The sequence below is a fragment of the Pirellulales bacterium genome (assembly GCA_019636335.1).
Lineage (GTDB): Bacteria > Planctomycetota > Planctomycetia > Pirellulales > JAEUIK01 > JAHBXR01.
The window spans coordinates 115,211-138,552 of sequence record JAHBXR010000008.1 but is presented as its reverse complement, the minus strand read 5'-3'; the positions used below and the strand labels follow the sequence as shown (position 1 = coordinate 138,552).

At 63.5% G+C, this 23,342-nt stretch carries 19 protein-coding genes; 9 read left to right on the top strand and 10 right to left on the bottom strand.

From position 1 onward, the window contains the following. Positions 1–8: 8 nt before the first annotated feature. From KF708_10360 to KF708_10335, 6 genes are all read right to left on the bottom strand, one after another. On the bottom strand, positions 9–749 hold the full coding sequence (locus tag KF708_10360; GenBank protein ID MBX3413079.1) for a YIP1 family protein: 741 nt from the start codon (positions 747–749) through the stop codon (positions 9–11). A gap of 167 nt (positions 750–916) precedes the next feature. Then, complete coding sequence (locus tag KF708_10355; GenBank protein ID MBX3413078.1) at positions 917–1,723, bottom strand: enoyl-CoA hydratase/isomerase family protein; 807 nt, start codon at positions 1,721–1,723, stop codon at positions 917–919. Between the two features lie 104 nt (positions 1,724–1,827). Further along, the gene (gene sdhB, locus KF708_10350) at positions 1,828–2,700 is read right to left on the bottom strand and encodes a succinate dehydrogenase iron-sulfur subunit (protein ID MBX3413077.1); all 873 of its coding nucleotides are present in this window, start codon (positions 2,698–2,700) and stop codon (positions 1,828–1,830) included. A gap of 62 nt (positions 2,701–2,762) precedes the next feature. Next, the gene (gene sdhA / locus KF708_10345; protein ID MBX3413076.1) at positions 2,763–4,778 is read right to left on the bottom strand and encodes a succinate dehydrogenase flavoprotein subunit; all 2,016 of its coding nucleotides are present in this window, start codon (positions 4,776–4,778) and stop codon (positions 2,763–2,765) included. A gap of 57 nt (positions 4,779–4,835) precedes the next feature. Then, positions 4,836–5,660, bottom strand: coding sequence for a succinate dehydrogenase cytochrome b558 subunit (locus KF708_10340; GenBank protein ID MBX3413075.1), 825 nt, complete (start codon positions 5,658–5,660; stop codon positions 4,836–4,838). A 193-nt stretch (positions 5,661–5,853) separates the two neighbouring features. After that, complete coding sequence (locus tag KF708_10335) at positions 5,854–7,521, bottom strand: glycosyltransferase family 39 protein (protein MBX3413074.1); 1,668 nt, start codon at positions 7,519–7,521, stop codon at positions 5,854–5,856. A gap of 377 nt (positions 7,522–7,898) precedes the next feature. Here KF708_10335 and KF708_10330 point away from each other — a divergent pair, with 377 nt between their 5' ends. Next, positions 7,899–8,333 (top strand): response regulator, encoded by a 435-nt coding sequence (locus KF708_10330; protein MBX3413073.1) that lies wholly within the window; start codon positions 7,899–7,901, stop codon positions 8,331–8,333. Between the two features lie 54 nt (positions 8,334–8,387). On the opposite strand, the gene ftsH is transcribed toward KF708_10330, so the two are convergent. Then, a complete protein-coding gene (ftsH, locus tag KF708_10325) occupies positions 8,388–10,448 on the bottom strand; it encodes an ATP-dependent zinc metalloprotease FtsH (protein ID MBX3413072.1) in 2,061 nt (686 codons plus the stop codon). A 587-nt stretch (positions 10,449–11,035) separates the two neighbouring features. On the opposite strand from ftsH, the gene dxr reads away from it, so the two are divergent. Together dxr and KF708_10315 are read left to right on the top strand one after the other, a co-directional pair. Beyond that, positions 11,036–12,199, top strand: coding sequence for a 1-deoxy-D-xylulose-5-phosphate reductoisomerase (gene dxr, locus KF708_10320; GenBank protein MBX3413071.1), 1,164 nt, complete (start codon positions 11,036–11,038; stop codon positions 12,197–12,199). Beyond that, positions 12,190–14,373, top strand: coding sequence for a site-2 protease family protein (locus tag KF708_10315; protein ID MBX3413070.1), 2,184 nt, complete (start codon positions 12,190–12,192; stop codon positions 14,371–14,373). Before dxr ends, KF708_10315 begins: the two co-directional genes overlap by 10 nt. A 45-nt stretch (positions 14,374–14,418) precedes the next feature. Here KF708_10315 and KF708_10310 read toward each other — a convergent pair whose 3' ends face one another. Next, complete coding sequence (locus KF708_10310) at positions 14,419–15,558, bottom strand: caspase family protein (protein ID MBX3413069.1); 1,140 nt, start codon at positions 15,556–15,558, stop codon at positions 14,419–14,421. Positions 15,559–15,706: 148 nt separating this feature from the next. Continuing rightward, on the bottom strand, positions 15,707–16,135 hold the full coding sequence (locus KF708_10305) for a hypothetical protein (protein MBX3413068.1): 429 nt from the start codon (positions 16,133–16,135) through the stop codon (positions 15,707–15,709). 328 nt (positions 16,136–16,463) lie between these two features. Here KF708_10305 and KF708_10300 point away from each other — a divergent pair, with 328 nt between their 5' ends. The 5 genes from KF708_10300 (at position 16,464) to KF708_10280 (ending at position 20,616) form a co-directional block, all read left to right on the top strand. Further along, positions 16,464–17,174: an HAD-IA family hydrolase gene (locus tag KF708_10300; protein ID MBX3413067.1), complete on the top strand. Its 711-nt coding sequence runs from the start codon at positions 16,464–16,466 to the stop codon at positions 17,172–17,174. A 223-nt stretch (positions 17,175–17,397) separates the two neighbouring features. Next, the gene (lpxD, locus tag KF708_10295; GenBank protein MBX3413066.1) at positions 17,398–18,459 is read left to right on the top strand and encodes a UDP-3-O-(3-hydroxymyristoyl)glucosamine N-acyltransferase; all 1,062 of its coding nucleotides are present in this window, start codon (positions 17,398–17,400) and stop codon (positions 18,457–18,459) included. 8 nt (positions 18,460–18,467) lie between these two features. Continuing rightward, positions 18,468–19,427, top strand: coding sequence for a UDP-2,3-diacylglucosamine diphosphatase LpxI (gene lpxI / locus KF708_10290; GenBank protein ID MBX3413065.1), 960 nt, complete (start codon positions 18,468–18,470; stop codon positions 19,425–19,427). Between the two features lie 159 nt (positions 19,428–19,586). Beyond that, on the top strand, positions 19,587–19,793 hold the full coding sequence (locus KF708_10285; GenBank protein MBX3413064.1) for a hypothetical protein: 207 nt from the start codon (positions 19,587–19,589) through the stop codon (positions 19,791–19,793). A 124-nt stretch (positions 19,794–19,917) separates the two neighbouring features. Then, complete coding sequence (locus KF708_10280; protein MBX3413063.1) at positions 19,918–20,616, top strand: class I SAM-dependent methyltransferase; 699 nt, start codon at positions 19,918–19,920, stop codon at positions 20,614–20,616. 58 nt (positions 20,617–20,674) lie between these two features. On the opposite strand, the gene KF708_10275 is transcribed toward KF708_10280, so the two are convergent. Further along, positions 20,675–20,971: a hypothetical protein gene (locus KF708_10275; GenBank protein ID MBX3413062.1), complete on the bottom strand. Its 297-nt coding sequence runs from the start codon at positions 20,969–20,971 to the stop codon at positions 20,675–20,677. Between the two features lie 788 nt (positions 20,972–21,759). Here KF708_10275 and KF708_10270 point away from each other — a divergent pair. Continuing rightward, a complete protein-coding gene (locus KF708_10270; GenBank protein ID MBX3413061.1) occupies positions 21,760–22,761 on the top strand; it encodes a sigma-54-dependent Fis family transcriptional regulator in 1,002 nt (333 codons plus the stop codon). Positions 22,762–23,342 lie beyond the last annotated feature (581 nt).

Genomic DNA, 23,342 nt, shown 5'->3' with positions numbered 1-23,342 from the left:
GACTTCCATTAGAAGTTTGATCCGGCTGCCACGCCGATACCAATCGCCGCCGCGACCACTGCGAAAATCAAGCCGCAGCAGATCACCATGGGCAAAAGCACTGCTGCCGTGGCTTTCATCCCAGAGATCTCTTGCGCCTTCATCAAGCCGATGATGTAAAAGACGATCCCCACGATGCCGCTGACGTACTGCCCACAAAACGGAATTGCGAGCAGTAACGACGAAGCACCACCGGCATAAGCGATCACGCGGAAGGTTGTTTCGTAAGGGAAGTTGGCCGCCCCCAGCAGCAGCAACATCAGGTGGTAGATGCCACTCCACAAGAAAGTGGCAATGACGACACCAATGGGAATAAAGACCATCATGGCCAGGGCCATGCCGACTCCCATGCCCGCCATCAGGCCTACCGCCTGAGCGTCAGCCTGACCTGCCTGCGCGCCGGTCATCACCAACTGCAGAAAGATCTGAGGAATGGTGCCGATGACACCACCGATGACGCCGCCAATCATGGCGAAGAGCAATGGTGCGCCAAAGCCTCCTTCGCGACGCATGTCGGCGAAGAGTACCATCGTGTTCGTGTAGGCCAGCGTCACCGTCTCGACGTAGCGCCCTACCAGGGGACGCTCGGTCTGTTCCCAGGGGGGGCCACTGCGGATGCCTCCCGCGGGCGAGAACGGGTCGGGACCCGACGACGCCAGCGGCGCTTGAAACGGGTTTTCGCCAGCCGGAAAACCAGTGGGACCACTCATGCCAGCTCCTTGGGCACGCCTGCCAGAACGAATCTTGTCGTCATCGCAAGAAAACCGGATGCCCTGGCATCCGATGGGGGCGCATCGTACGCCTCGCGCACCCGACGTGTCAACAATAGTTGGCGTCTAGTTGCGGGCCGGTGGCAGATTGAATCGCGCGCGAGAGGCTATCGCCCTTCGAACTTCGGCGCTCGCTTTTCCTTGAAGGCGCGCGGTCCTTCACGGGCGTCGCGCGTGGCGAAGACCGGCATGCCGATTTCCAATTCGCGTTCGAGCGACTGCACGTCGGGCAGACCCAGACAGGCCCGTACCGAGCGTCGAATCGCCTTCACCGCCAGCGGCCCGTTCGCGGCGATCGTGTCGGCGAGGGCCAGCGCCTTGTCGAGCACCTGCTCGCGCGGCACGACGTGATTCACGAAGCCCAACTCGTACGCGCGCCGCGCGTCGATGGGCGTGCCGGTGAGCATGATCTCGAGCGCCGCGGAGAGCGGAATCTGCCGCGGCAGCCGGGCCGTCGAACCGCCGATGGGGAACAAGCCCCAGACCGCTTCGCGCAGGCCGAACTGCGCCGTCTCGGCAGCCACGCGAATGTCGGTGCCGACGACGAACTCCATGCCGCCGGCCAGCGCCGCGCCGTTGATGGCGGCGATGATCGGCTTTTCCGGGTCGAAGTTGCGCAACAGTGCCCGCATCGAAAGCGTGGGATCCTGCACGACCTTTTGATCCCATTCATCTTCGGGCTGCCGGGCCCCGGTAATGAGCGGAATCAAACGCGCCAGATCGGCGCCCGAGCAAAACGCCCCCTCGCCCGCGCCGGTGACGATGGCCACACGAATCTCGTCGTCCGTGCGGACGGTTTCCCAGGCTTCGGCCAAACGCACGGCCACCTCGGGACTGATGGCGTTGTGTGCCTCGGGCCGGTTGAGCGTGATGAGCGCCACATGCCCGCGCTTTTCGAACAAGACGGCACTCATCGAGAATCTCCCCTGAGAAAGCGGTCCCTTGCGTCGTGTCGCTGTGCTTGTCCACCACTGCGGCGCGGACCTGGCACGCCGAGCTTGCGGATGCGGGCGCCAGGCTAACTGTCGAACCACTTCTTGATCGCGCGGACCGTGGTCGCGCGGCCGGCGCGGCCGATCGACGTCGTGAGCGGGATCTTTTTTGGACAGACCGCCACGCAGTTCTGCGCATTGCCGCAGATCTGGATGCCCCCTTCTTCCATCAGCGCGTCGAGACGCTCGCCCGCGTTGAGGCGCCCGGTCGGGTTGCTGTTGAAGAGCACCACCTGGCTGATGGCATGCGCGCCGACGAAGGCACTGTCGAAGGCCTGCTGCTGCCGAGTGGCGAAGTCGTCCTCCGACTCGTCGGCCCCCTGCGTGAGCTCGACCTTGGCGTATTGCGGACACGCCTCGAGGCAGCAACCACAGCTCATGCACTCGCTGAGCGGATAAGCCTGCCCCTGCTCAGCCTGCGATTGGCGCGGGCCGGGGCCCATGTCGTAGTAGCCGTCGACCGGGATCCACGCCTTGATCTTCTGCAAGGCGCGGAACAAGCGCGCCCGGGAAACCACCAAATCGCGCACGACCGGGAACTTGCTCATCGGACGCAGCTCGATTTCGTCGGGCTGCTCGGTCAGCAACTTGTCGACCAGCGCGCTGCACGCCTGGCGCGTGCGACCGTTGATCAGCATGGTGCAGGCGCCGCACACCTCTTCGAGGCAGTTACAGTCCCAGGCGACCGGGGCGACGTCGCGCCCATCGGCCGTATGGGCCTGCGCGGCGATGCGCTGCAGCACGCTGATGACGTTCATCTCCGGCTCGTGCTCGACGCGGTGGCGTTCCCAATAGCTCGCTTCGCCTGGGGCGTCTTGCCGCAGGATGCGCACCATGAAGGTGCGGGGCTGTTGGCTGGCATGGCCGTTTCCGTGACCGCTCGCGTGATGATCGCTCATGGAGAAATCCGCTCGCCTCGTACGCTAGGTTCTAACTGGTGACATCCACGATAGCCGCCGGCTCAGTTGGCCACCGCGGCCCGTACCGCACGCCCCGCCGACGCGCCATTGCCATCCGTGCCGTTTGCTTTGCGCGCCGCCTGGCGTGCCTTCCACGCCTCGTCGATCGCCTCGGCGCCGACCAGACCATACAGACGCGGCCGCGGCGGGATCAGCGACGTATCGACATCTTCATAGGCCAACTGCGGCTCGCCATCCGCACCCAGCGAGGCCACGGTCGACTTGCACCACTTGCGCGAATTGGCCTCGAACCGGTCGCACCACTCCTCGGCCTGACGGCGATGCTCCGCCGGATCGGTCGCCGTGAGCCCCGGCATGGCGAAGTCGGGCTTGAAATGAGCGCCGCGGCATTCGTCGCGCTCGAGCGCCCCCTTCAAAATCGTCTTCGCCAGCGGGAACATGTCGATGAGCGACTTCGTGAACACGACGTTCTGGTTCGTCCAGTTGCCGGTGTCCGACAGCGAGCAATGCTTCGCGCGCTCGGTCAGATCGTAAACCTGAGCCAGCGCCGCTTCGAGGTCTTTGTTGTAGCGGACGACCGTGGCGCCCTTGGTCATGACCTGCCCCAGCGTCTGATGTAGCAGATAGGGGTTTTCGCCGCCGCCGCTGCGCTTGAGCAGGCGGTCGTGAGCATCCTGGTGCTTCTGGCGAGCCGTCTCGTAGAGGCTCGACGGGCGATCGGCCGCTGTCTTCTTCGAGGCCTTGAGCAGCGTCTCGATCCCCGGCGCGGTAATCAAACCGCTGAAGATACAGCTCAACAGCGAGTTCGCTCCCAGGCGATTCGCCCCGTGGTACTGGTAGTCGCACTCGCCGATGGCGTACAAGCCCGGGATGTTCGTCACCTGGTTGCGCGGCGATCCGACCACGAGCCCACCGCTGGCCGACTTTTCGTAATCGACCCATAGCCCCCCCATCGAGTAGTGGACGGCGGGGAAGATCTTCATCGGCACTTCGCGCGGGTCGACCCCCTGGAACTTCTCGTAGATATCGAGAATGCCTCCCAGCTTGCGATTCAGGGTCTCGCGCGGGATGTGGGTCACGTCGAGATAGACGCACTGCCGATCGTGCTCGACGCTCAATCCCTCGTAGGTGCAGACGGCAAAGATTTCGCGCGTGGCGATATCGCGCGGCACCAGGTTGCCGTACTTCGGATAACGCTCTTCGAGGAAGTAATAGCGTTCGCTGTCGGGAATGCTCTTCGGATCGCGCGTGTCCTGCGGCTTGCGTGGGACCCACACGCGCCCCCCTTCGCCGCGGGCGCTCTCGCTCATCAAGCGGAGCTTATCGGCGCCGGGAATGGCCGTTGGATGGACCTGGATGAACTCGCCGTTGCCGTACTTCGCGCCGGCCTGGAAGCAGCGGCTGGCGGCGCTGCCGGTGCAGACCATCGACATGGTCGAACGACCGTAGATCAAGCCGCAGCCCCCCGACGCCACGATGACGGCGTCGGCCGGGAAGGCGCGAATCTCCATCGTCGCCAAGTCTTGCGCGACGCAGCCGCAGCAGACGCCGTTCTCATCGAGCACGGGACCGAGGAAGTCCCAGAATTCGTACTTCGTCACCTTGCCGGCGACTTCCCAGCGGCGCACCTGCTCGTCGAGTGCGTAGAGCAACTGCTGGCCGGTCGTCGCGCCGGCAAAGGCGGTGCGCTTGAAGAGCGTGCCACCGAAGCGGCGCTGATCGCGGAAGCCCTCTTCGGTGCGGTTGAAGGGGACCCCGAGACGATCCATCAGGTCGATGATCTTCGGACCCCACTCGGTCATTTCCTTGACGGGGGGCTGATGCTGCAGGAAGTCACCGCCGTAGACGGTGTCGTCGAAGTGCAGCCATTCGTTATCGCCTTGCTGCCGTGTGAGGGAGTTGACGCTGTTGATGCCACCCTGGGCGCAAACGCTGTGCGAGCGCTTGACCGGAGTGAGGCTCATCAGGTCGACGTCGATGCCGAACTCGGCCAGCTTCATCGCGGCGGCCAGGCCAGCCAGTCCGCCCCCCACGATCATGACCCGTTGTTTCGCCATGAGGACTTTCTTTCTCGTGTTCGGAAGTCGCCCGCTGTGCTCGGGCGTGGGCGTGTGCTAGCGACTGGCGTCGGCGGTTTCGGTCCCGTCGTCCGCCTCTTCTTGTTCGAGGGCTTTGCGTTCCTCGTCGACTTCGGCCGCCGAGACCTCACCGGTCGCGACGCGGTGCTCGTTCAACTTGTTTTCGATGGCGAGCGAGTCTTCGAGATTGACGGTGATCATTCCATACAGGGCCCCCAGCCCCACGGCCGTCAGCGCGAGGCCCACGGCCAGCGCCAGGTAATTGGCGCGGTGTTGCGCGGCGGGGGTGGTCCATAGTCCCCAGGTGATGCCCATCGTCCACAGGCCATTCGCCAGGTGGTAGACGCAGGCCAGAATGCCAATGACATAGGCCAGTTGAATCAGCACCGAGGCCTGCAAGGCCTGGGCCGTCGAGCTGGTGGCGAACAGGACCTGGAACTGTCCCCCCCCCACCTCGGTCGCCAGCGGCTTGAACCAGCCGTGCAGGTGGAAGACGTGCCCCAGGATAAAGAACAGGGCAATCCAGGCCGTGATCCGCTGCAGCGTGTAGCGGTAGTTCTTCGCGTAGCGGTATTGGCTCGTGTTGGGGATCGCCCCCCGGGCAATCATCACGCCCACTACCGCGTGAAAGATCAGCGGCAGAAAGATGAACGTCCACTCGACCAACGGCAGGGCCTTGCCCAGGCTGTGGATCATGTCGACGCGGGTTTGAAAGGCCCGCGCCCCATCGAGCACGCTCGCGTTCGTGAGCAGGTGAACCACCATGAACGCCCCGACCGGCACCAGACCGCTCAGCGAATGCAATCGCCGGATCAGGAACTCGTGGCGCGCGAAAAACGAGGGCGAAGACGAACTTTCCACGGCGTGCCTTCCACTAATCCAGTCTACCGCGGTGGGTAGCGCCGCACGTCATCGCCACGCCGCCGAACACCAGGGCTCCATTGCCCAAGGACCGCGCGACGCGCGACGAATGCCTATTGCGAGGGGGGGCAACGAGTGCCGCTGCGAGGCGAAAGAGACTCGCCGCCGACCGGCGACAATCCGTTACTGCGCCTTAGTATAGGGGTCGTGCCTGGTCTGACAAGGAGACCCCAGCGGCGGCGGATTCCACCACCCGTTGCCGGACCGGGAGATTCGTCCGCACGAGCACGGCCACATCTTCGCAGCCAGCGGGTAGCGTGCTGCCTCGGTAGATCTGGTAATGCGCCGACTCCTGTTGCTCGAAGTGGGCCAGCAATGCTTGTTCGCTCGGCTGCTGGAGCCACAGGGCAACGACGTCGGGCTCGACCTCCGCGACGCGTCCCAGCGCTTCGCGGGGCGATGCGTCGGACGAAATGCCCTGATGCCGCGCCTGGGCGTAGTACCCCACGAGACGCTCCAGATTCTCGGAACAAAGGACCGTGCGATCCTCGCCGTAGTAGTGCCGGATCCACCGCCCGAGATCGGCCTTCAAGTGGCGGCTGCGATATTCGCTCGTCAAGGCGTCCGTGCAGCCGATCGCCCCGATCGCGGCCACCAGCAGGACCGTGCCGACCAGCACCGCGCGACGCGCGACGGGCGCGGTACGAGCGAGCCGGGCCCCCTGTTCCGCCAGCCAAACCACTCCCCCCCCGGCATACGGCAGACCCACCAGCACGATGAGCAGCATGTAGCGGGAGGTGATTTCGTGGTGCGTCCAGAAATAGATCCACACCGCCCCGAGATTCACCGCGGCCAGCATCCACAGGGGGAGTTGGTCGCGCAGAAAATGCTGGCGCCGCACGGCCCACAATCCGACGCCCATCGCCAGCACGTACAGCGGGTGGACCCCTTGCAGGAACGTATGCGCCATGCCCCAGCACATCACCTTGAGGCTGGGACGCTTGCTGGCATCTTCTGGAGTGAAGTTCTCGGTCGAAAGGGGCACGCGCGCGCCAGGCTTTGTCGCCGTCGCACCGTTATCAGACACGTGCGTTCCCTGCGCGGGAGTGGCGGTCTCGGCGCCGAAGGTCCAATTCACCGCCATGGCCAAATGATCGAAGCGTCCCCATTCCCAGCGGTGGTGTCCCGGAAAGCAACATACATTGATCGCCACCAGCCAGAGGGGAGTCATCGCCGCGGCCACACCAATCCTGGCGGCAACAGCCGGCCACGTCGCGCGTGCCGTACGATGGGCGATGGCCCACCACAGCAGCGGCACTACCAAAAACCATCCCTCGAACCGGATCAGGCCTGCCAGCGTCAGGCACGAGCCAACGATCGCGTACAACGCCAGGGTGTAACGCTCGGCCGAGGCCGCGACATGACCGAAGTAGAGAGTCGCTAGCAGCAAGAACCAGAACGTAGGGTCGCGAATGATCTCCGGGCTCCACTCGATCAACTCGGGCTGCACGGCGTAGAGCAGGCAGGCCACCACGGCGGCCCGTTCCCCAAACAGTCGCCGCGTGAACCCGAAAAGGGGGAGCACGGCGAGCGTCGCAAAGGCGAGACTCCACAAGCGACCGGCGGTCTCCCAATCGAGCCCCGCGTGATGCAGTCCAGCCAACACTAAGGGATAGGGGTTCAGTCCCAAGCGCGAGAGCCCCGCGGCATAGTCGCCACGTTCGAAGGCCTCGGCCCGTTCGATGAAGAAGGGGGCATCGGTACAGACCACCTGCCGAATCTGATGCATGGCGAGCCGCGGCGCGAACGCCGCCACGACTAGCACTGCCAGGAGCAGCGCTCGCGCGCGAGCCGTGGGCAAGGTTCCTCTCGCAAACGCTAGGGCTGGATGTGTTTCCATACGGAACGGCCCGTGGGAAATCGATCAGGGAGAGCGGCTGGCGAAGTGTAACCGTCTCGCGAGATCCTCCCGACCCCAGTTGTCGGCGGCCTGCCAAGTTGACAGTCCTTGCCCAAGGCTCGAACAAGCTCAATGCGACGCAGCTTTCCCAGTTTCTCTGGTTTGAGGGCGGTCTGCGTGCTATAAATAATGCTAGAGCAAGTGGTTAGTGCAATTTGCTCGGGAAAGTGATGAGGAGAACCAATCGTTTGGTATCCGAATTGCTTTCTTGCTCGATTGCCGTCAGGAAATTGCCATCCCCTCTGCCTCCTTCCGGCGGTGCCGGTTCGGGTAGTGGCATGCATATTCAACAGCCATCGATTCTCATTACCGACGACGACGCCAACTTCCGCGAGACGTTGCAGGAAGTCCTTGCGCCGCAGGGTTACCGCACCGTGCTGGCGAGCGATGGCGAAGAGGCGTTGCACATCGTCGAGCGGCAGCCGGTCGATTTGCTGCTGATGGACATGCACATGCCCAAGCTGACCGGGCTGGAGACGTTTCGCCGGATGCGTCAGGTGCGGGCCCTGTTGCCATGCATCCTCATGTCGGCCGCGGCCGACGAGAACCTGATGCGCGAAGCGCGCTCGATGCGGATCTTCCGCGTGTTGTGCAAGCCCATGAGCCGGCGGCAAATCACCGTCACCGTGCAGTTGGCGTTGCGACGCACGTACAACCTGCAACTCGGCGACCTGCACCGGCCCGAAAACCAAGCTGGCGAGTCGGAAGAGTAGCCGACTCGTCGTTCGCCCGTTTTCGTGCGGTAGCACCGTGGGCGGTGCTCCGACTTAGGTGCCTTCGGCCTGACCCAACTCGGGACGTTCTTCGTTCGATTCGGCAGGTGTGCTGCGACGCCGATCGCTGAGCGTGCCCGGTACGATCTGGGGACTGGGCGAAGTCTCTTCGATGATCTGCTTCAGCTCGTCGGCGTCGATGACTTCTTTTTCGATCAGCCGTTGTGCCATCGCTTCGAGCGAGGTCCGCCGCGCGGCGACGATGTGCCGCACCTTGCTGATTGCCTCGTCGATGATGCGTTTCACCTCCTGATCGATTTCGCGGGCGGTGTGCTCGCTGTGGCTGCGCTCGCGCGGCCAGTCGCCGCTGCCTGCCAGGAAGGGAGAACGGCCGCTTTCGCGATAATTGACACGTCCCAGCCGGCTCATGCCGTAGTCCATCACCATGCTGCGGGCCATCTCGCTGGCACGCTCGAGGTCGTTCTGGGCGCCGGTCGAAACGTCGTTGAAGACCAGTTCTTCGGTGATCGTGCCGGCCAGCAGTACCTGGATGCGGCTTTCCAACTCGCCTTGTGTCATCAGGTAGCGATCCCCTTCGGGCCGCTGCAGCATGTAGCCCAGCGCCCCCATGCCGCGGGGAATGATCGAGACTTTGTGTACCGGGTCCGTATTCGGCAGGCTGTAGGCCACCAATGCGTGACCGCTTTCGTGGTACGCCACGCGCTGCTTTTCGTCCTGGTGCATGACGCGCTGCTTCTTTTCGAGCCCCGCGGTCACGCGTTCCACGCCGTCGTTGAACTCTTCCATGCCCACGGTGCTCTTTCCCTTGCGGGCGGCGAGCAGGGCCGCTTCATTGACCAGGTTCGCCAGATCGGCGCCGACGAAGCCCGACGTGATGCCGGCGACTTCTTTCAAATTCACCTTGTCGCTCAGCTTCACGTTTTGCACGTGAACCTTGAGGATCGCCTCGCGGCCGCGAATATCGGGGCGATCGACGAGCACGTGCCGGTCGAAGCGGCCCGGTCGCAAGAGGGCCGGATCGAGCGTCTCGGGCCGGTTCGTGGCCGCCATGACGATCACGCCGCTGTTCGAGTCGAAGCCGTCCATCTCGACGAGCAAGGCGTTCAGCGTCTGCTCGCGCTCGTCGTGACCGCCGACCACGCTCGATCCGCGCGTCTTGCCCAACGCGTCGAGCTCGTCGATGAAGATGATGCAGGGGGCTTTGGCTTCGGCCTGTTGGAACATGTCGCGGACGCGCGCGGCCCCCACGCCGACGAACATCTCGACGAAGTCGGAGCCCGACAGGCTGAAGAAGGGCACTCCCGCCTCGCCGGCGATCGCCTTGGCCAACAGCGTCTTGCCCGTGCCTGGCGGGCCGACCAGCAGCACTCCCTTGGGAATGCGACCGCCGAGTATCTGGTATTTCTCGGGCGTGCGGAGAAACTCGACCACCTCGCGCAGCTCTTCCACGGCCTCGTCGATGCCGGCGACGTCCTCGAACGTGACGCCGATGTCTTCCTGGGCGTACATCTTGCCGCGGCTGCGACCGAAGGCCATGGGCGAGCCCGCCCCCCCCAGCCGCCGCATGATGAAGACCAGCATCAACAACAGCAGACCGGTGGTGAGCAGCACCGGGGTATAGAGCTTCCACCAGGGGGCGGCGTCTTCCGCGCGGTACTTGAAGCCGTGCTCTTCGAGCAGGCGGCGCAGCTCGCCGTTGTCTTCCTCGAGCCCCAGGCGCGCCGTGCGGAAGGGGGTCTTCTCGCGGGGGGTGTCGCGCGGGTCGCCGGAAACAATCTTGTACGTGACTGTGCCCGTCACTTCGGACGGAGCCACTTTCACATTTTCGAGATTCTTGTACTCGACCTGGCGCGGCGTGGTGCCGTGCATTTCGGTGGCGGTGAGCGCGTGGTCTTGGGTGTCGCCGGGACCCTTCTTAATCAGCGCGATCAGGTCGCTGTAGATGATCTCGGTGTCCGTGCGGCTGGTGAGCAGATTCACGAGAAACAGGGTGACCACCCCCAGAATCAGCAGGTACCAGACGACGTTGTTGCCCTGTTGGGTCGGTTTCTTCGATTCCCCCGGCTTGCGCGGGGCAGGTTGATCATTCTTCATGCGCTGAGGCTTTCGAGATCTCGATTTCAAGAAGGGAGCTGCCGTAGCGAGCAGCGCGTGGTGGGCAACTTGGAGCGGCCGGACAAAGGCAGAGGCCAGCCAAGGAGCGTACGGCCCCCGATACTAGTACGACGTAATAGTATGGCGTATGGTTTTTTCCGACAACGATACGGCAGATTTCTTTGGCTGGCGTCGCTCGCAACGGACGAAGCTCGCTTGTCCCCCCTGGCGGACCCCCCTAGAATGCGCTGCGTCTGGCTCGAACCTTAACGCGCCCTTGCCATTGCGCCGCGCGACGAGGGATCGCAGGCCGGCAAAAATCGCCCCTCTTTTCGGCCGCGTGGCGAACGTCGTCCGCCGATCTCGCCGCGCCGTTCGTAGAAAGTTGATCCACCGCGGGATGGCGATGGGCCGATTGTAGCGGCAGGCCGTGGTAGACTTTTGGGTTCCCCCTGCCCATTTTCGCCCCAAGAACACGCCCCGCGGCAGCGAATGAACGTTTTGCGAAACGCCCCGGGCGTGCCCCGGTGCTGTCGGTAGTGGGGGTAGTGACACCGTACGGAAGGTGTCGAGGATTCGCCTCTCCAATGGATTATCCCGTGACCAACGTCGCTGTGCTGGGATCAACGGGCAGTATCGGTCGCAGCACGCTCGACGTGATCGCCGGCTCGCAGGGCGAACTCCGCGCCGTGGGTCTCTCGGGGCATCGCCGTTGCGAGTTGCTGGCCCAGCAGGCGGCGCGACATCGTCCCCGCTGGATCGCCGTCTGCGATGGCGACGCGGCGGCCGAGGCCGACTGGTCCTCGCTTCCGCCGGGCACTCATCTGCATGTGGGGGCCGAACAGCTCGAACGTCTGGCGGCCGACGATGAGGTCGATGTCGTCGTGGCGGCCATCGTCGGCAGCGCCGGACTGCGCAGCACCTGGGCCGCGCTCGAGGCCGGCAAGTCGGTCGCCCTGGCGAACAAAGAAACCATGGTCGTGGCCGGACCGCTGGTGACAGAATTGGCCAGTCGGCGCGGCGCCCGGATCGTGCCGGTGGACAGCGAGCACAGTGCGGTTTTTCAGGCGTTGCAGGCCGGACGGCGCGACGAGGTGCGCCGCATCGTGCTCACCGCCAGCGGGGGACCCTTCCGCCGCCACTCGCGGGAACAATTGGCCACGGTCACCGTGGCCGAAGCACTGGCCCACCCCACCTGGGAGATGGGGCCCAAGATCACGATCGACTCGGCTACGATGATGAACAAGGCGCTCGAGATCGTCGAAGCCCGCTGGCTGTTCGATCTACGCCCCGAGCAGATCGAGGTGGTGGTCCACCCGCAGTCGATCGTCCACTCGTTCGTCGAATTCGTCGATGGCTCGCTGGTGGCGCAGCTTGGCCAGCCCGACATGCGCCTGCCGATTCAATATGCGTTGACCTATCCGCGTCGCCGCCCGGGCGTGGCGCCTCGGCTCGACCTGCGGAGCGCGATGTCGCTCGAGTTCGAGCCTCCTGATTTCGATCGTTTTCCGGCCTTGGCCCTGGGGCTCGAAGTGGCCCGGGTGGGAGGCACCGCCGGCGCGGTGTTGAATGCCGCCAATGAGGCCGCCGTGGCCGGCTTCCTCGCCGGCGAACTAGGCTTTACCGAAATCGTTCCGGCCTGCCGCAGCGTGCTGGAACAACACACCTTCGATCCGGCGCCGTCGCTGGCCGATCTCGAACGGCTCGATCGCTGGGCACGAGAGGAGATCTCCCGTTGGGTATGCACTTGATTGCCGCCACCGGTGGCTTTGATTTCATGTATTACGTCGAGTACCTCCTCGTCATTCTCGAGGTGGCCTTTGCGCTGGGCGCCGTGATCTTCGTCCACGAACTGGGACACTTCGCCGTCGCCAAGTGGTGCGGTGTGAAGTGCGAGAAGTTTTACCTGGGCTTCGACATCTACGGGCTCAAGCTCTGGAAGCGCCAGTGGGGCGAAACCGAGTACGGCATCGGCGCACTCCCCTTGGGGGGCTACGTGAAGATGCTCGGCCAGGAAGACAACCCCAACCGTCTGGCCGAAGAGATCGAACGTTCGAAGACGCCGGGCGCGCCAGCCCCTGTGGGGGGCGATGCGCCGAATGCCTGTGAGATTGCCCACGCCGAAGCGGCGCTGCACGATCCGCGCAGCTACCTGGCCAAAAGCGTGCCGCAACGCATGGCGATCATCTCGGCCGGCGTGATCATGAACCTGATCTTCGCCTTCTTCTGCGCGATGGCGGCCTATGTGATCGGCGTCGACTACACCCCCTCGGTCGTGGGAAGCGTGCTTCCCGGCCAGCCCGCGTGGCGGGCCGATATCCGCCCCGGGGACGAAGTGCTGCAGATCGGCAACATCGCGAATCCTCGCTTCAAGCAGGATCTGCGCTCGGAAGTCGCCTTCGGCGCCAAGGATGGCGTGAAGCTGGTCATTCAGCGGCCGGGCGTGACCGAGCCGATCAACGTGACGCTTCGACCCGATAGCGAAACTCAATTGCTCCCCACCATTGGCGTGGCGAGTCTGAGCACGAACGTCATCCATCGTCCGCGTCATGAACGCGACAAACGTCCGGCCGTGCTGCCCGATTCAGCGGCCAGCCGTACGACGCCCCCCTTCCAGGCTGGCGATGAGATCATCTCGGTCGACGGCGCTCCGGTGTCGAACTCGGCCGAGATCGACGCCATTCTGTCGCGCATGCCCGACAAGACGGTCCAAGTGGTCGTGCGTCGCCCAACGGTGAAAGCCGAGCCAGACACGCCAACGAAGCCCGGCGAAGTGGCGACCCCCGCCCCCTACGAGGAGGTGAAGATCAGCCTGCCGCCGAGCCCGCTGCGCACGCTCGGCCTCGAGTTGGGGGTCGGCCGCATTACGGCGATTCAAGACAATTCACCTGCCGCCTCGGCTGGACTGAAAGTGGGCGACCTGATTACCAAGATCGATGGTGAGCCGCTGGGCGATGCCCTGACGCTCCCCGGGCGACTGCGCGATCGCGCGGGCCAGACCGTCACCCTGACGGTCGATCGCCCCGACCAGAACGAGCCCCTGCAATTGACGGCCACGTTGCGCGAACCGTTGTCGAGCGATTGGCCGGGCGTGGTCGTCACCGAGAACATGGCGGTGGGCACCGGCGCCCTGGGCGTCGCCTACAAGGTCGACAACAAGATTGCGAGAGTCGCGCCCGATAGTCCGGCCGCCAAGGCGGGGCTCGCCGCGGGCGAAGCACTCGTCTCGGCCTCGTTCCTGCCTCCCGAAGATGCGACCGCGGAGCAGAAGCAGGCCTTCGAAAAGGCCAAGTCCCTCCCGTTCGACAACGAGCATCACAACGGCGCGGCGCTCTTCTTTGCCGTGCAAGATTACCCCCCGGGCACGCGTGTCAAGCTCGTCGTGTCGAAGGATGGCCAAGAGCAACCGGCGGTCGAGTTGTTGCCGGCCGAATCGAGCGAGCAGTTCAATCCGGCCCGGGTGTACGAGTTGATGCTCGAGCCGCTGACGGCGACGCGCAAGGCCGATTCGCTCGGCGCGGCGGCCGGTTTTGCCCTGACTGAGACCAAGGACGCCGTGCTGCAGGTCTACCGCTTCATCCGCGGACTGGCCAAGCGGCACCTGTCGGTGAAGTTGCTCGGAGGGCCGATCAGCATCGCCACTGCGGCGGGCATGTCGGCCTTCGAAGGACCGTCCGAGTTATTGCTCTTCCTCACCATGCTCAGCGCCAACCTGGCCGTGGTGAACTTCCTGCCGATCCCCCTTTTGGACGGCGGCCACATGGTGCTGTTGCTGTGGGAAGGTATCCGCGGCAAACCCGCCAGCGAGCGGGTGACGATCGCCCTGCAATACGTGGGGCTGTGCTTCATCTTGAGTCTCATGTTGTTCGTCTTCTCGCTCGATGCGGGTCGACTGATGGGACTCGATTGGGTGATGCAGCGTTAACCCGACTTTGCCGGCGACCGCCACGCCGCGCGCCGCGGAAGATGCTTACGGTTGAAACGGCGTGCGGGCTTTCAACTCGAAATCGTCGTCCCGAGCGCCGTAGTAGACGTAATTCGGGATCTGATTGTATTGCGTAAACATCTGCGCCTTGATTTCGTCGAGGAAGCTCTGGTACGTCCCCTGGAAGCCACGATGCCACTGTGACAGGAGCGCGCCGGTGAACGCGCCGTTCGAGGCGCCATCGTCAGCCGTTTGGAAATCCTGGCAGGCCGCCAGCAGGATGAGCGAGGCCTGGATCGGCGTCCGATCGCCCTGCGCCAACTGCGGGTCGGTGAGCACGGGATCATAGACGGCGCGATTTCGTCCATAGATGGCCGCGGCATCGCGGCGATCTATGGAACGCACCGCACGCGACAGATTCGCAATTGTCCGCGTCGCCGTGCCGATTTTATAGTCGAATCCCCGCGCACTCGCGGTACGCCCTTCATCTTCGCCGGTCAGTTCGCTCCGCGACCTGGTCGAGCGCAGTTCACCCAGAAAAGCCTCGTCATTACTCAACATCCGCGAGAAATCGAGGATCTGCAGATCGCTTGTAGGGGCCCGCTGTAAAAGCTCTTTGAAGATCGAACTACCAAAGCCGCAGTCGTTGATCAACGCTCCACCGGCAAGATTGCGATGTGACGTCCCCGCGTGGCACGTGTCGGCAACGACCACGATACGCACCCCCGGGGCGAACTCTTTCCATAGCAGACCTCGCTCGTCGTCGATCCACATACGATCGTAGAGCAGCCAGGTTTCATCAAGATTATCGTAGTTGTTGTTGATCCGCTCATCCTGATTGAGATCTTCAAGCTGAGATCCATGCCCGGCGATGGAAAAGAAAAACAAGCTCCCTGCGGGGAGTGTCGCAGCAGCCTCGCGGATGAGCGAAGTTACTTTCGCGACGGTGGCCTGCTTATCGATCAGCACGTCGACTTGTTCGTAGCCGCCAATTTGTCGCACGATGCCTTCAATGCCGAAGGCATCGTTGTGGCAACCTCGCAAGGAAAGCGTCGAACCGTAGTGATCCGCGTCGACTTCATTCAGACCGATAATCAGTGCCCGGGCACGCGGTTCTTCGGCGGCGGCGGTTGCCAACAGGGTGACCGCCAAGGCCAGGGATAGGAAAACAGAACAGGTTTTCATCACGGTCATCTCCCAGTTTTGAACGGATTGCGAAGCAGGCACATCCCCCCCACGCGGCGCCGTGTCGCGTGGAAGGCGCCGTGAGAAAGCCGGGCCGCGGCAGGCGGTGCGTACGCCTGCCGCAGCCCGGCAAAAGGTCCGATGAGCGTCAGCCCAGAATGATGCCGATCTTGGCCCCCGGGCCAGAAAATGAGCCCGAGAAAAGACCGCGAACCGAGCAAGGCGACGTCCCTCGACTCCCCTCGCTGCCGGCGAGCTTGTCGACCGATACGCGAGTTCCCCCGGCCACGACCGGGTCGCGGCTACGCACGGCCTTGACGATTTCGTCGACCAGGATGGGCACAGCGGCGCCAATGAGCGCGCCGATCAGATCGCGATTCTCGTCGGCCGCCCGACTCAGTTCGCTCCGCTTCAATCCGTCGATCGACAACGTGCAAACGCAGTTGCAGATGTCTTCGCTTCCACGTTCCCCTTCCCCCGCGCTGGCCGAGCGCGAAAGAGATAACCCGACCAAGCCGGCGCTGACGAGCCCGGCCGTCCCCAAGGCAGATCGGCGAGATACAAGTTGCTGGTCCATGCGAGGTTCCTCTCAAATGAAGTACACAGATGGCCGCCCCACCTCCAGAGATGATCGCGTGCCCCTGCGATGCCAAAACGACCGTTGCAGACGATGCCGTTCGGTTCCCGCCGCACGTAGCGAAACGCGTCGAGGGGTCGCACCGATTGGGGCCAAGCGAGCTGCCCGAACCTCGTGCGGCAAACCGACTGCCAGAAATTTAGCGAAGGGGATGACAACTACTTGTCACAGGTAATTGGGCGCGCGCAAAAATGGCGTATAAAAATTTTGCCCTACGACCACCCGAAGTTGCACCGGACGATTCCTTCAATCACAGACGGAAAAACAGTTGTCTCGATCTGCGCCTGGGTCCGTCGATGCCGTATTGTTCGATGCCGTCGGCACGCTGCTGCATCCTCGGCCCACGGTCGACGAGGCCTACTATCTCGGCGGCGTCCGCTACGGTTCATCACGAACGGCCGCCGAATTGCTCCCCCGATTTCGCGCCGCCTTCGCCCGCTCGGAGGCGATCGATGAAGAACGCCGCGATGGCGTCACCAGCGAGGCGTACGAGCGCGCACGCTGGCGGCAGATCGTCGAGGAGGTGTTCGACGATCTTGCGGATCACGAGTCGCTCTTCGCGCATCTGTGGCAGCACTTTGCGCTGGCCGACCACTGGCGACTCTTTGACGACGTGACCTCTTGCTTGACCGATCTGCAAGCGCGCGGCATGCGCCTGGGGGTGGCGTCGAATTTCGATTCGCGTCTGCGCTCGATCTGCGGCGATCTGGCGCCGCTCGATCGCCTGCCGGCCCTCTTCATTTCGTCCGAGCTGGGCTATCGCAAGCCCCACGCAGGGTTCTTTCGCCACATCGAGCAGGCCTTGGGGCTGTCTCCCGATCGACTGTTGATGATCGGCGATACCCCGACGAACGACTACTACGCGGCGCTCGCCGCGGGTTGGCAGGCGTTGTTGATCGATCGGCACGATCGGCATCGCGACGTGCCCGACGAGCATCGATTGCGCAGCCTGGCGGAACTGGCAGATCGCTTGCCCTAGCCAGCACTGCTAGCAAGGGCGCTTCGTTGCTTTTGGGAGTTTTTCTAGCGCCCTTTGCCAGCTCCCAGCCAGACCGCTCTTGCCGCCACTTTCGTGGGGCATTAGATTCCCGCACCCCTTGAGCGAGAAGCGGCTCGCGGAGCGTTCGTCTCCGCACGCCTGAGATCAATTCATGCGCCGCCCGCGGAACTGCGGCGAATCAGTGGGAAAGGAAGCCCGAACCATGGCGGATCGGCTGGCAGGATTGGCCGAATTGGTGGGTGGCGAAGTCAGGCACGGCGCCGACCTGACGATTCTGGGGGCGGCTCCCCTGGCGGATGTTCGGGCGGGCGAGATCACGCTCGTGGATGCCGAAGAGAAGTTGCCCCGCCTGGCACAGACGCAGGCCGCCGCGGTCGTCATCCCCCCCGCATTAGCCGCGGCCACGATGGCGCTTCCTACGATTGTCGTGGCCGATCCTCATGCCGCGTTCGCCAAGCTTGTGGCTCATTTTCATCCCCCGCGACAGGCTCGCCGCCAAGGCATTTCACCGCTGGCTTACGTCAGCCCGAGCGCCAAGCTGGCCGTCGATGTCGACGTCCACGCGGGCGCTTCGATCGGCGATGAGGTCGAGATCGGCGCCGGCGCCACGATTCACAGCGGCGCGGCGATCATGGCTGGCTGCCGCTTGGCCGCGGGCGTGACGGTCTATCCCCGGGCCGTGCTGTACGAAAACACCGTAGTCGGGCCGCGCTCGATCATTCATGCCGGCGCGGTGATCGGCGGCTTTGGTTTCGGTTACTCGTTCGTCGAGGGGCGCCACGCCTTGGCGCCGCAACTCGGCCACGTCGAGCTAGGCGCGGATGTCGAAGTCGGAGCCAATACGACCATCGACCGCGGCACGTTCGGTCGCACCCTGATTGGCGAGGGGACGAAGATCGACAACCAGGTGCAGATCGGCCACAACTGCCGCATCGGCCGACACAACATGCTCTGCTCGCAAGTCGGCATCGCCGGCAGCACCTCGACGGGGGACTACGTCGTGATGGCCGGCCAGGTCGGCGTGCGCGATCACGTACACATCGGCGAAGGCTCTGTGTTGGGAGCCATGTCTGGCGTGGCGAGCGACGTTCCCGCGGGCTCGCGGCTGTTGGGCATTCCAGCGACTCCGGAGCGCGAGCAGAAGCTCAAGCAGGCGGCCCTGTCGAAGCTGCCCGAGATGCGACGTCAGATGAAGCAACTCGAACAAACCGTGCAGCGGCTCGTCGAACGGATCGAGCTGGATGAGACGAAACAAGCGGCCTAGAGGCAATCGTGTCCGAGAGCTGTTCCACGCACCATCGTAGCGCTACCCCGCCGCGCCAGCCGGCCTGCCGTGCCGCGGGAGAAAAGATCGGTCTGCTCGCCGGTTGGGGCGACTTTCCTCTCGATGTGGCCCGTGCGCTCAAGGCGCAGGGCTATCGCACCTACTGCCTGGGCGCGGCCGATCATGCCGACCCGAAGCTGGCCGAGATCTGCGACCACTTTCAGTGGATCGGGCTGGCCAAGATGGGAGGCGGCATCCGCTACTTTCGCCAACATGGCGTGCGCCATGTGACGATGGCGGGCAAGATCCACAAGACGATTCTCTACCAGCCCTGGATCTGGCTGAAGCACCTGCCCGACTGGCGGTTCATTCGTCGCTTCTACCGCCACTTTATCCTCTCCGATCGCGACCGCCGCGACGATACCTTGCTGCGGGCGATCATCGACGAGTTTGCCCTCGACGGCATCGAGTTCGCCCCCGCCACGAACTACGCTCCGGAGTTGCTTGTGAAGTATGGCCAACTGACCAGTCGTGGTGTTTCAACGTACGAGCAGCGCGACATCGAATTCGGCTGGAACATCGCCAAGGAGATGGGGCGGCTCGACATTGGGCAGAGCATCACGATCAAAGGCCGCGCCGTGCTCGCCGTCGAGGCGATCGAAGGGACCGACGAGTGCATCCGCCGCACGAAGCCCTTGTGCCCCTCGGGCGGGTTCACCATCGTCAAAGTGGCCAAACCCCAGCAAGACATGCGGTTCGACGTTCCCACGATCGGGCTGGGGACGCTCCGCACCATGGTCGAATCGGGGGCCCGGGTCCTGGCGATCGAGGCCGGCCGGACGATCGTCTTGAACCAAAAAGAAGTGGTCGAGTTCGCCAATCGCCACAAGCTGACGATCGTGGCGCTGGAGCATGAGGGGCGCTGCGAGTTGCCCGTGGAAGAGGGCCCGGCTGCCGACGCCGCCTGAGACCCCTGGGCAGTGGCCGCCCGGAATGGCGCCGGCCGCGGCGCGAGACGCCTGGCGAGCGGTGGCTAGACACGCGGCCTCTCCGTTTGTGCCCCACGGGGTTCCCGGTATGATGACGGGGTCGTTCGCTGCCTGCTGAATTGTGCCCTCGGAAAGTGTATGTCGCGAGAATCCACTACAACGGCAACCGCCTCGCTCGACCTGACGCGCGAAGAAGCGGAGATGCTTTTGGAAGGTTTGAAGATCCTGCTCAACAGCAAACGCTTCGCCTTCAAAGAGCCGGACGAGTCGGCGCAGCGGCTCCATGCCGATGTCTTCGCCGCGGTGTCGCGCTTCGAGGCGTTTGTCGCCTCGTTTGGCCGCTGAGCCGATCGAGCGGGCCGAATTCCCGACGTCGCCGCCGCGCGCACGAACCCTTTTCCAGGAGCTTGCCGTGCGCTCGCTTTCTTCCTTCGCCGAATGGCATCGCCGCCGAGGGTGTCTCGCCCTGATGGCGGTTGTTTTGTTGTCGTCTCGTGCCTGGGCGGAAGATCCCGCAGCGGTCGAAGACGTCGTTCCGCCACCTTTGACGCATTACAAGGGGCGCGAAATTGCGCCGACCATGGGCTACCTGGGAGCCCCCTGGCTGGTGCGCGAGGAGCGGGCCCGCGAAGAGAACAGCCCCAAGCTCCTCGACGCGCTCAAGGTTCGACCCGGCCAGGTGATTTGCGATCTCGGTTGCGGCAACGGTTACTACTCGCTCGATCTGGCGCGACTGGTCGGACCCGAGGGACGCATTCTGGCCGTTGATATTCAGCCTGAAATGTTGCACCTGCTCGAGCTGCGTGCCAAGCGTGCGAAGCTGGAGCATATCGAGCCCATTCAGGGCACGTTCATCGATCCCAAGTTGCCCGAAGGAGGTGTCGACCTGGTGCTTTTGGTCGACGTGTATCACGAATTTTCGCATCCCGAGCATATGCTGCAGGGCATCCGTCGCAGCCTCAAGCCCGACGGTCGCCTGGTGCTCGTCGAGTTTCGCGAGGAAGATCCGACCGTGCCGATCAAGCCGTTGCACAAGATGTCGCGCAAGCAGATCCTCAAGGAACTCGAGCCGAACGGGTTTCGTCTGGTCGAAGCCTACGAGGAACTCCCCTGGCAGCACGTGATGTTCTTCGTGCGCGACGACGCGGCCGAGAAGTCGATCGATTAGCCCTGGGCGAGACGTGCGGCTTCGACGGCGGAAAGCACGGCTCCGATCGAATCGCGAATCACCAGCTCGGGCGGCCTCGTCTTGCTCGGTCGGCTCGCGGTTGATGATCACGAGGCCTGGCCCGCGCCTTGCGGGCGATGCGCGGCAGACTCGCTGCCGGCTCGACGACCAGCGACGAGCCGATGGCCAGGAACTTTTGGAAGTAAACAGGCTGCACCTTGGACCAGAGGCCCCCCGGAGAACGGAAATCGGGAATGCCACTCTCGGTATTGATGCCTGCGCCGGTGAAGGCAACTGCATGCTTGGCCAGGGCAAGCCACTCGGCAAGTCGTTGGATGGCGTTTGAGGTGGTCATGTCTGTCAAAAAATGGTGCCGTTCTAAGGTGGTGTCGAGAAAGCGATTACCGTCAAATGTGTCTGGCTTCCAGCGTCACCCAACCCCCGCAATGTACGGGTGACTGAGCTTCTTGAAAATTTGTCTCAAGATGATTTTTTACACTCTTTTGAGGGGTTGTAGGTGGCGGAGGGGTTTTCGACATGCGTTCGCTGGCTTTGCCGCAACCTCACCTTATCCCGTTGTTTGCGAAATAATCACGAAGCAGCGAACAGGGGCGACGGGGAGCGATTTGATCGTACTGGCGCTAAGAAAAATTGACACCTACTTCGTCACTAGCCAGTTGCCTTTGCTGTAGCATCGATCTACAATCGAGCCGCTCCGCCGAGTCATGCGAAATAGTTCGATTTTAACGGTTTTTTTCGATCACTACGGCAGCCGAGGCATCTGCCACCTGAACGATCGGACGATAGCTTCGATCCGCGCCGGCCAGACGCGTGTCGTCCTGTCACCAAAACCGAACGACCTCGCGGGTGGGTAGGAGTGATTGCCGGAAGGCAGCCTCACGAGTCGCGCGTCCCTCGCCAGATTCGCAGGCTCGGGAAAATGTCTTCGGGTAATCGAGACGAGTGTTTCCGCGGCGGCGCAAGCGGTCGCGCGGCAAGGGTAACCACGAGCAACGCTCATGAATTGACTAACCGCGATCCATCAGGGGCGGCCTGAGTGGGATGGCGGCGTCACGGAACAAACTCGCCCGGAGCGAATTCAGGCGCTCCGTGCACTGAGAGAACAGAAGAGGCTCTCAGCTCATGAATCCATCAGTATTCACACCTCCGCGGAATGCTGCCGCCGCTGCATTCCCCATCGATTCTACCGATTGGGTCCTCGGGCGCACGCCTGCGATTCGTCGGATCGCTCAACACGCACAGCGCGTGGCCGAAGTCGAATGCACCGTGCTGATCTCGGGTGAGACAGGCACCGGCAAAGAGCTTTGGGCGTCGCTGATCCATCGCCTGGGACCACGTTCGCAGGCCCCGCTGGTGCCGGTCAACTGTGCCGCACTCACGGTGAGCCTGGCCGAGAGCCAACTGTTCGGGCACGAACGCGGTGCGTTCACCGGCGCCGCCGGCAGCTCGCTCGGTGTCTTCCGCGCGGCCGAAGGCGGGGTCGTTTTCCTCGACGAAGTCGGCGAAATGCCGCTCGAATTGCAGCCCAAGCTGCTCCGCGTGCTGCAGCAGCGCGAGGTGACCCCCGTGGGGGCGTCGCGGCCATCGAAGGTCGACGTGCAGGTGATCGTGGCCACGAATCGCGATCTCGAGGCCGAGGTCGCCGCGGGCCGCTTCCGCGAGGATCTCTACTACCGCCTCAATATGGTGGAGTTGAAGGTTCCCGCCTTGCGCGACCGGATGGAAGATCTGCCCGAATTCGTCGAATTTTTCGCCCGGCGCTTCGCCGAGCAATACAAGCGTCCGCTGTGGCGTCCGACCGGCGACGAGTTGCGCAGCTTTTGCGAGTACCGTTGGCCCGGCAACATCCGTCAGTTGGCCCACGCGATCGAGCAATCCTATGTGCTCGACTGTGCGCCCATTCTGCCGGAGCAGCCGCGGTCGACCGAAGGGGAATTGCCGCTCCCCCATTTGAATCTGAATCGCCTGCGCAACGAGGCCGTTCGCCAGGCACTTCGGACGACGCGTGGCCATAAGGGACGCGCCGCCAAGCTGTTGGGCATCCACGCCAATACGCTGACCCGGCTTCTCGCGCAGCTCGATCTCGAGCAGGACGAGGCCGCTCTTAACGCTGCTGAAAACTAGCACGGTTTGCCGCTAGTTCCAGGGATTTACCAGGGTGCCAGGGCCGCTGTGGAACGCTGCCGTGGTCTCGTGCGCTGAGTTGCCCTGTCCCATCCCCGCCCTGAGGCATGGTGTTCCCTTTTCGTTTCGTGGATAGCCCTGGCACACGCCGATGGGCGGATCAATCGCGCGTGCGTTCCTGGCATCCTTTCTTTGGCGTCGGGGGCATCATCTCCGCACCAGGACAGCGCTTCACGGTCGTTCCCTTGTCCTCCTAGCGCCGCCGGGTTCGGACTTGGGCAGCATCGCGCTGCCGTCGCTTGCGCTTCGAAAGTACCGCGCGATCGTGAAATTCATTTGACGCGCGGAACTCGGCTTTCGAGTTGCGTCACGACGTGTCACTGTTTTGGTGAGATTTCATCAATCGAGTGAATCGTGCCGCGATGTCTGGTTGTATCTTCACTTGCGCTCGTGGCGCGACGTATCTCTCACCAGATTGGTGATGCGCGCTGACGGACGCCACGGTGGGCAATCGCGGCGCAGTGCGCAATGCAACTCCCGTACACAAAATAAGTTGCGGCATCAGTTGCAAGAAAAGCGCA

Coding starts and splice junctions, on each gene's coding strand:
- KF708_10360 (MBX3413079.1), bottom strand. CDS start 749: ATGAGTGGTCCCACTGGTTTTCCGGCTGGCGAAAACCCGTTTCAAGCG.
- KF708_10355 (MBX3413078.1), bottom strand. CDS start 1,723: ATGAGTGCCGTCTTGTTCGAAAAGCGCGGGCATGTGGCGCTCATCACG.
- sdhB (MBX3413077.1), bottom strand. CDS start 2,700: ATGAGCGATCATCACGCGAGCGGTCACGGAAACGGCCATGCCAGCCAA.
- sdhA (MBX3413076.1), bottom strand. CDS start 4,778: ATGGCGAAACAACGGGTCATGATCGTGGGGGGCGGACTGGCTGGCCTG.
- KF708_10330 (MBX3413073.1), top strand. CDS start 7,899: ATGCATATTCAACAGCCATCGATTCTCATTACCGACGACGACGCCAAC.
- ftsH (MBX3413072.1), bottom strand. CDS start 10,448: ATGAAGAATGATCAACCTGCCCCGCGCAAGCCGGGGGAATCGAAGAAA.
- dxr (MBX3413071.1), top strand. CDS start 11,036: ATGGATTATCCCGTGACCAACGTCGCTGTGCTGGGATCAACGGGCAGT.
- KF708_10315 (MBX3413070.1), top strand. CDS start 12,190: ATGCACTTGATTGCCGCCACCGGTGGCTTTGATTTCATGTATTACGTC.
- KF708_10310 (MBX3413069.1), bottom strand. CDS start 15,558: ATGAAAACCTGTTCTGTTTTCCTATCCCTGGCCTTGGCGGTCACCCTG.
- KF708_10305 (MBX3413068.1), bottom strand. CDS start 16,135: ATGGACCAGCAACTTGTATCTCGCCGATCTGCCTTGGGGACGGCCGGG.
- lpxD (MBX3413066.1), top strand. CDS start 17,398: ATGGCGGATCGGCTGGCAGGATTGGCCGAATTGGTGGGTGGCGAAGTC.
- KF708_10285 (MBX3413064.1), top strand. CDS start 19,587: ATGTCGCGAGAATCCACTACAACGGCAACCGCCTCGCTCGACCTGACG.
- KF708_10280 (MBX3413063.1), top strand. CDS start 19,918: ATGGCGGTTGTTTTGTTGTCGTCTCGTGCCTGGGCGGAAGATCCCGCA.
- KF708_10275 (MBX3413062.1), bottom strand. CDS start 20,971: ATGACCACCTCAAACGCCATCCAACGACTTGCCGAGTGGCTTGCCCTG.
- KF708_10270 (MBX3413061.1), top strand. CDS start 21,760: ATGAATCCATCAGTATTCACACCTCCGCGGAATGCTGCCGCCGCTGCA.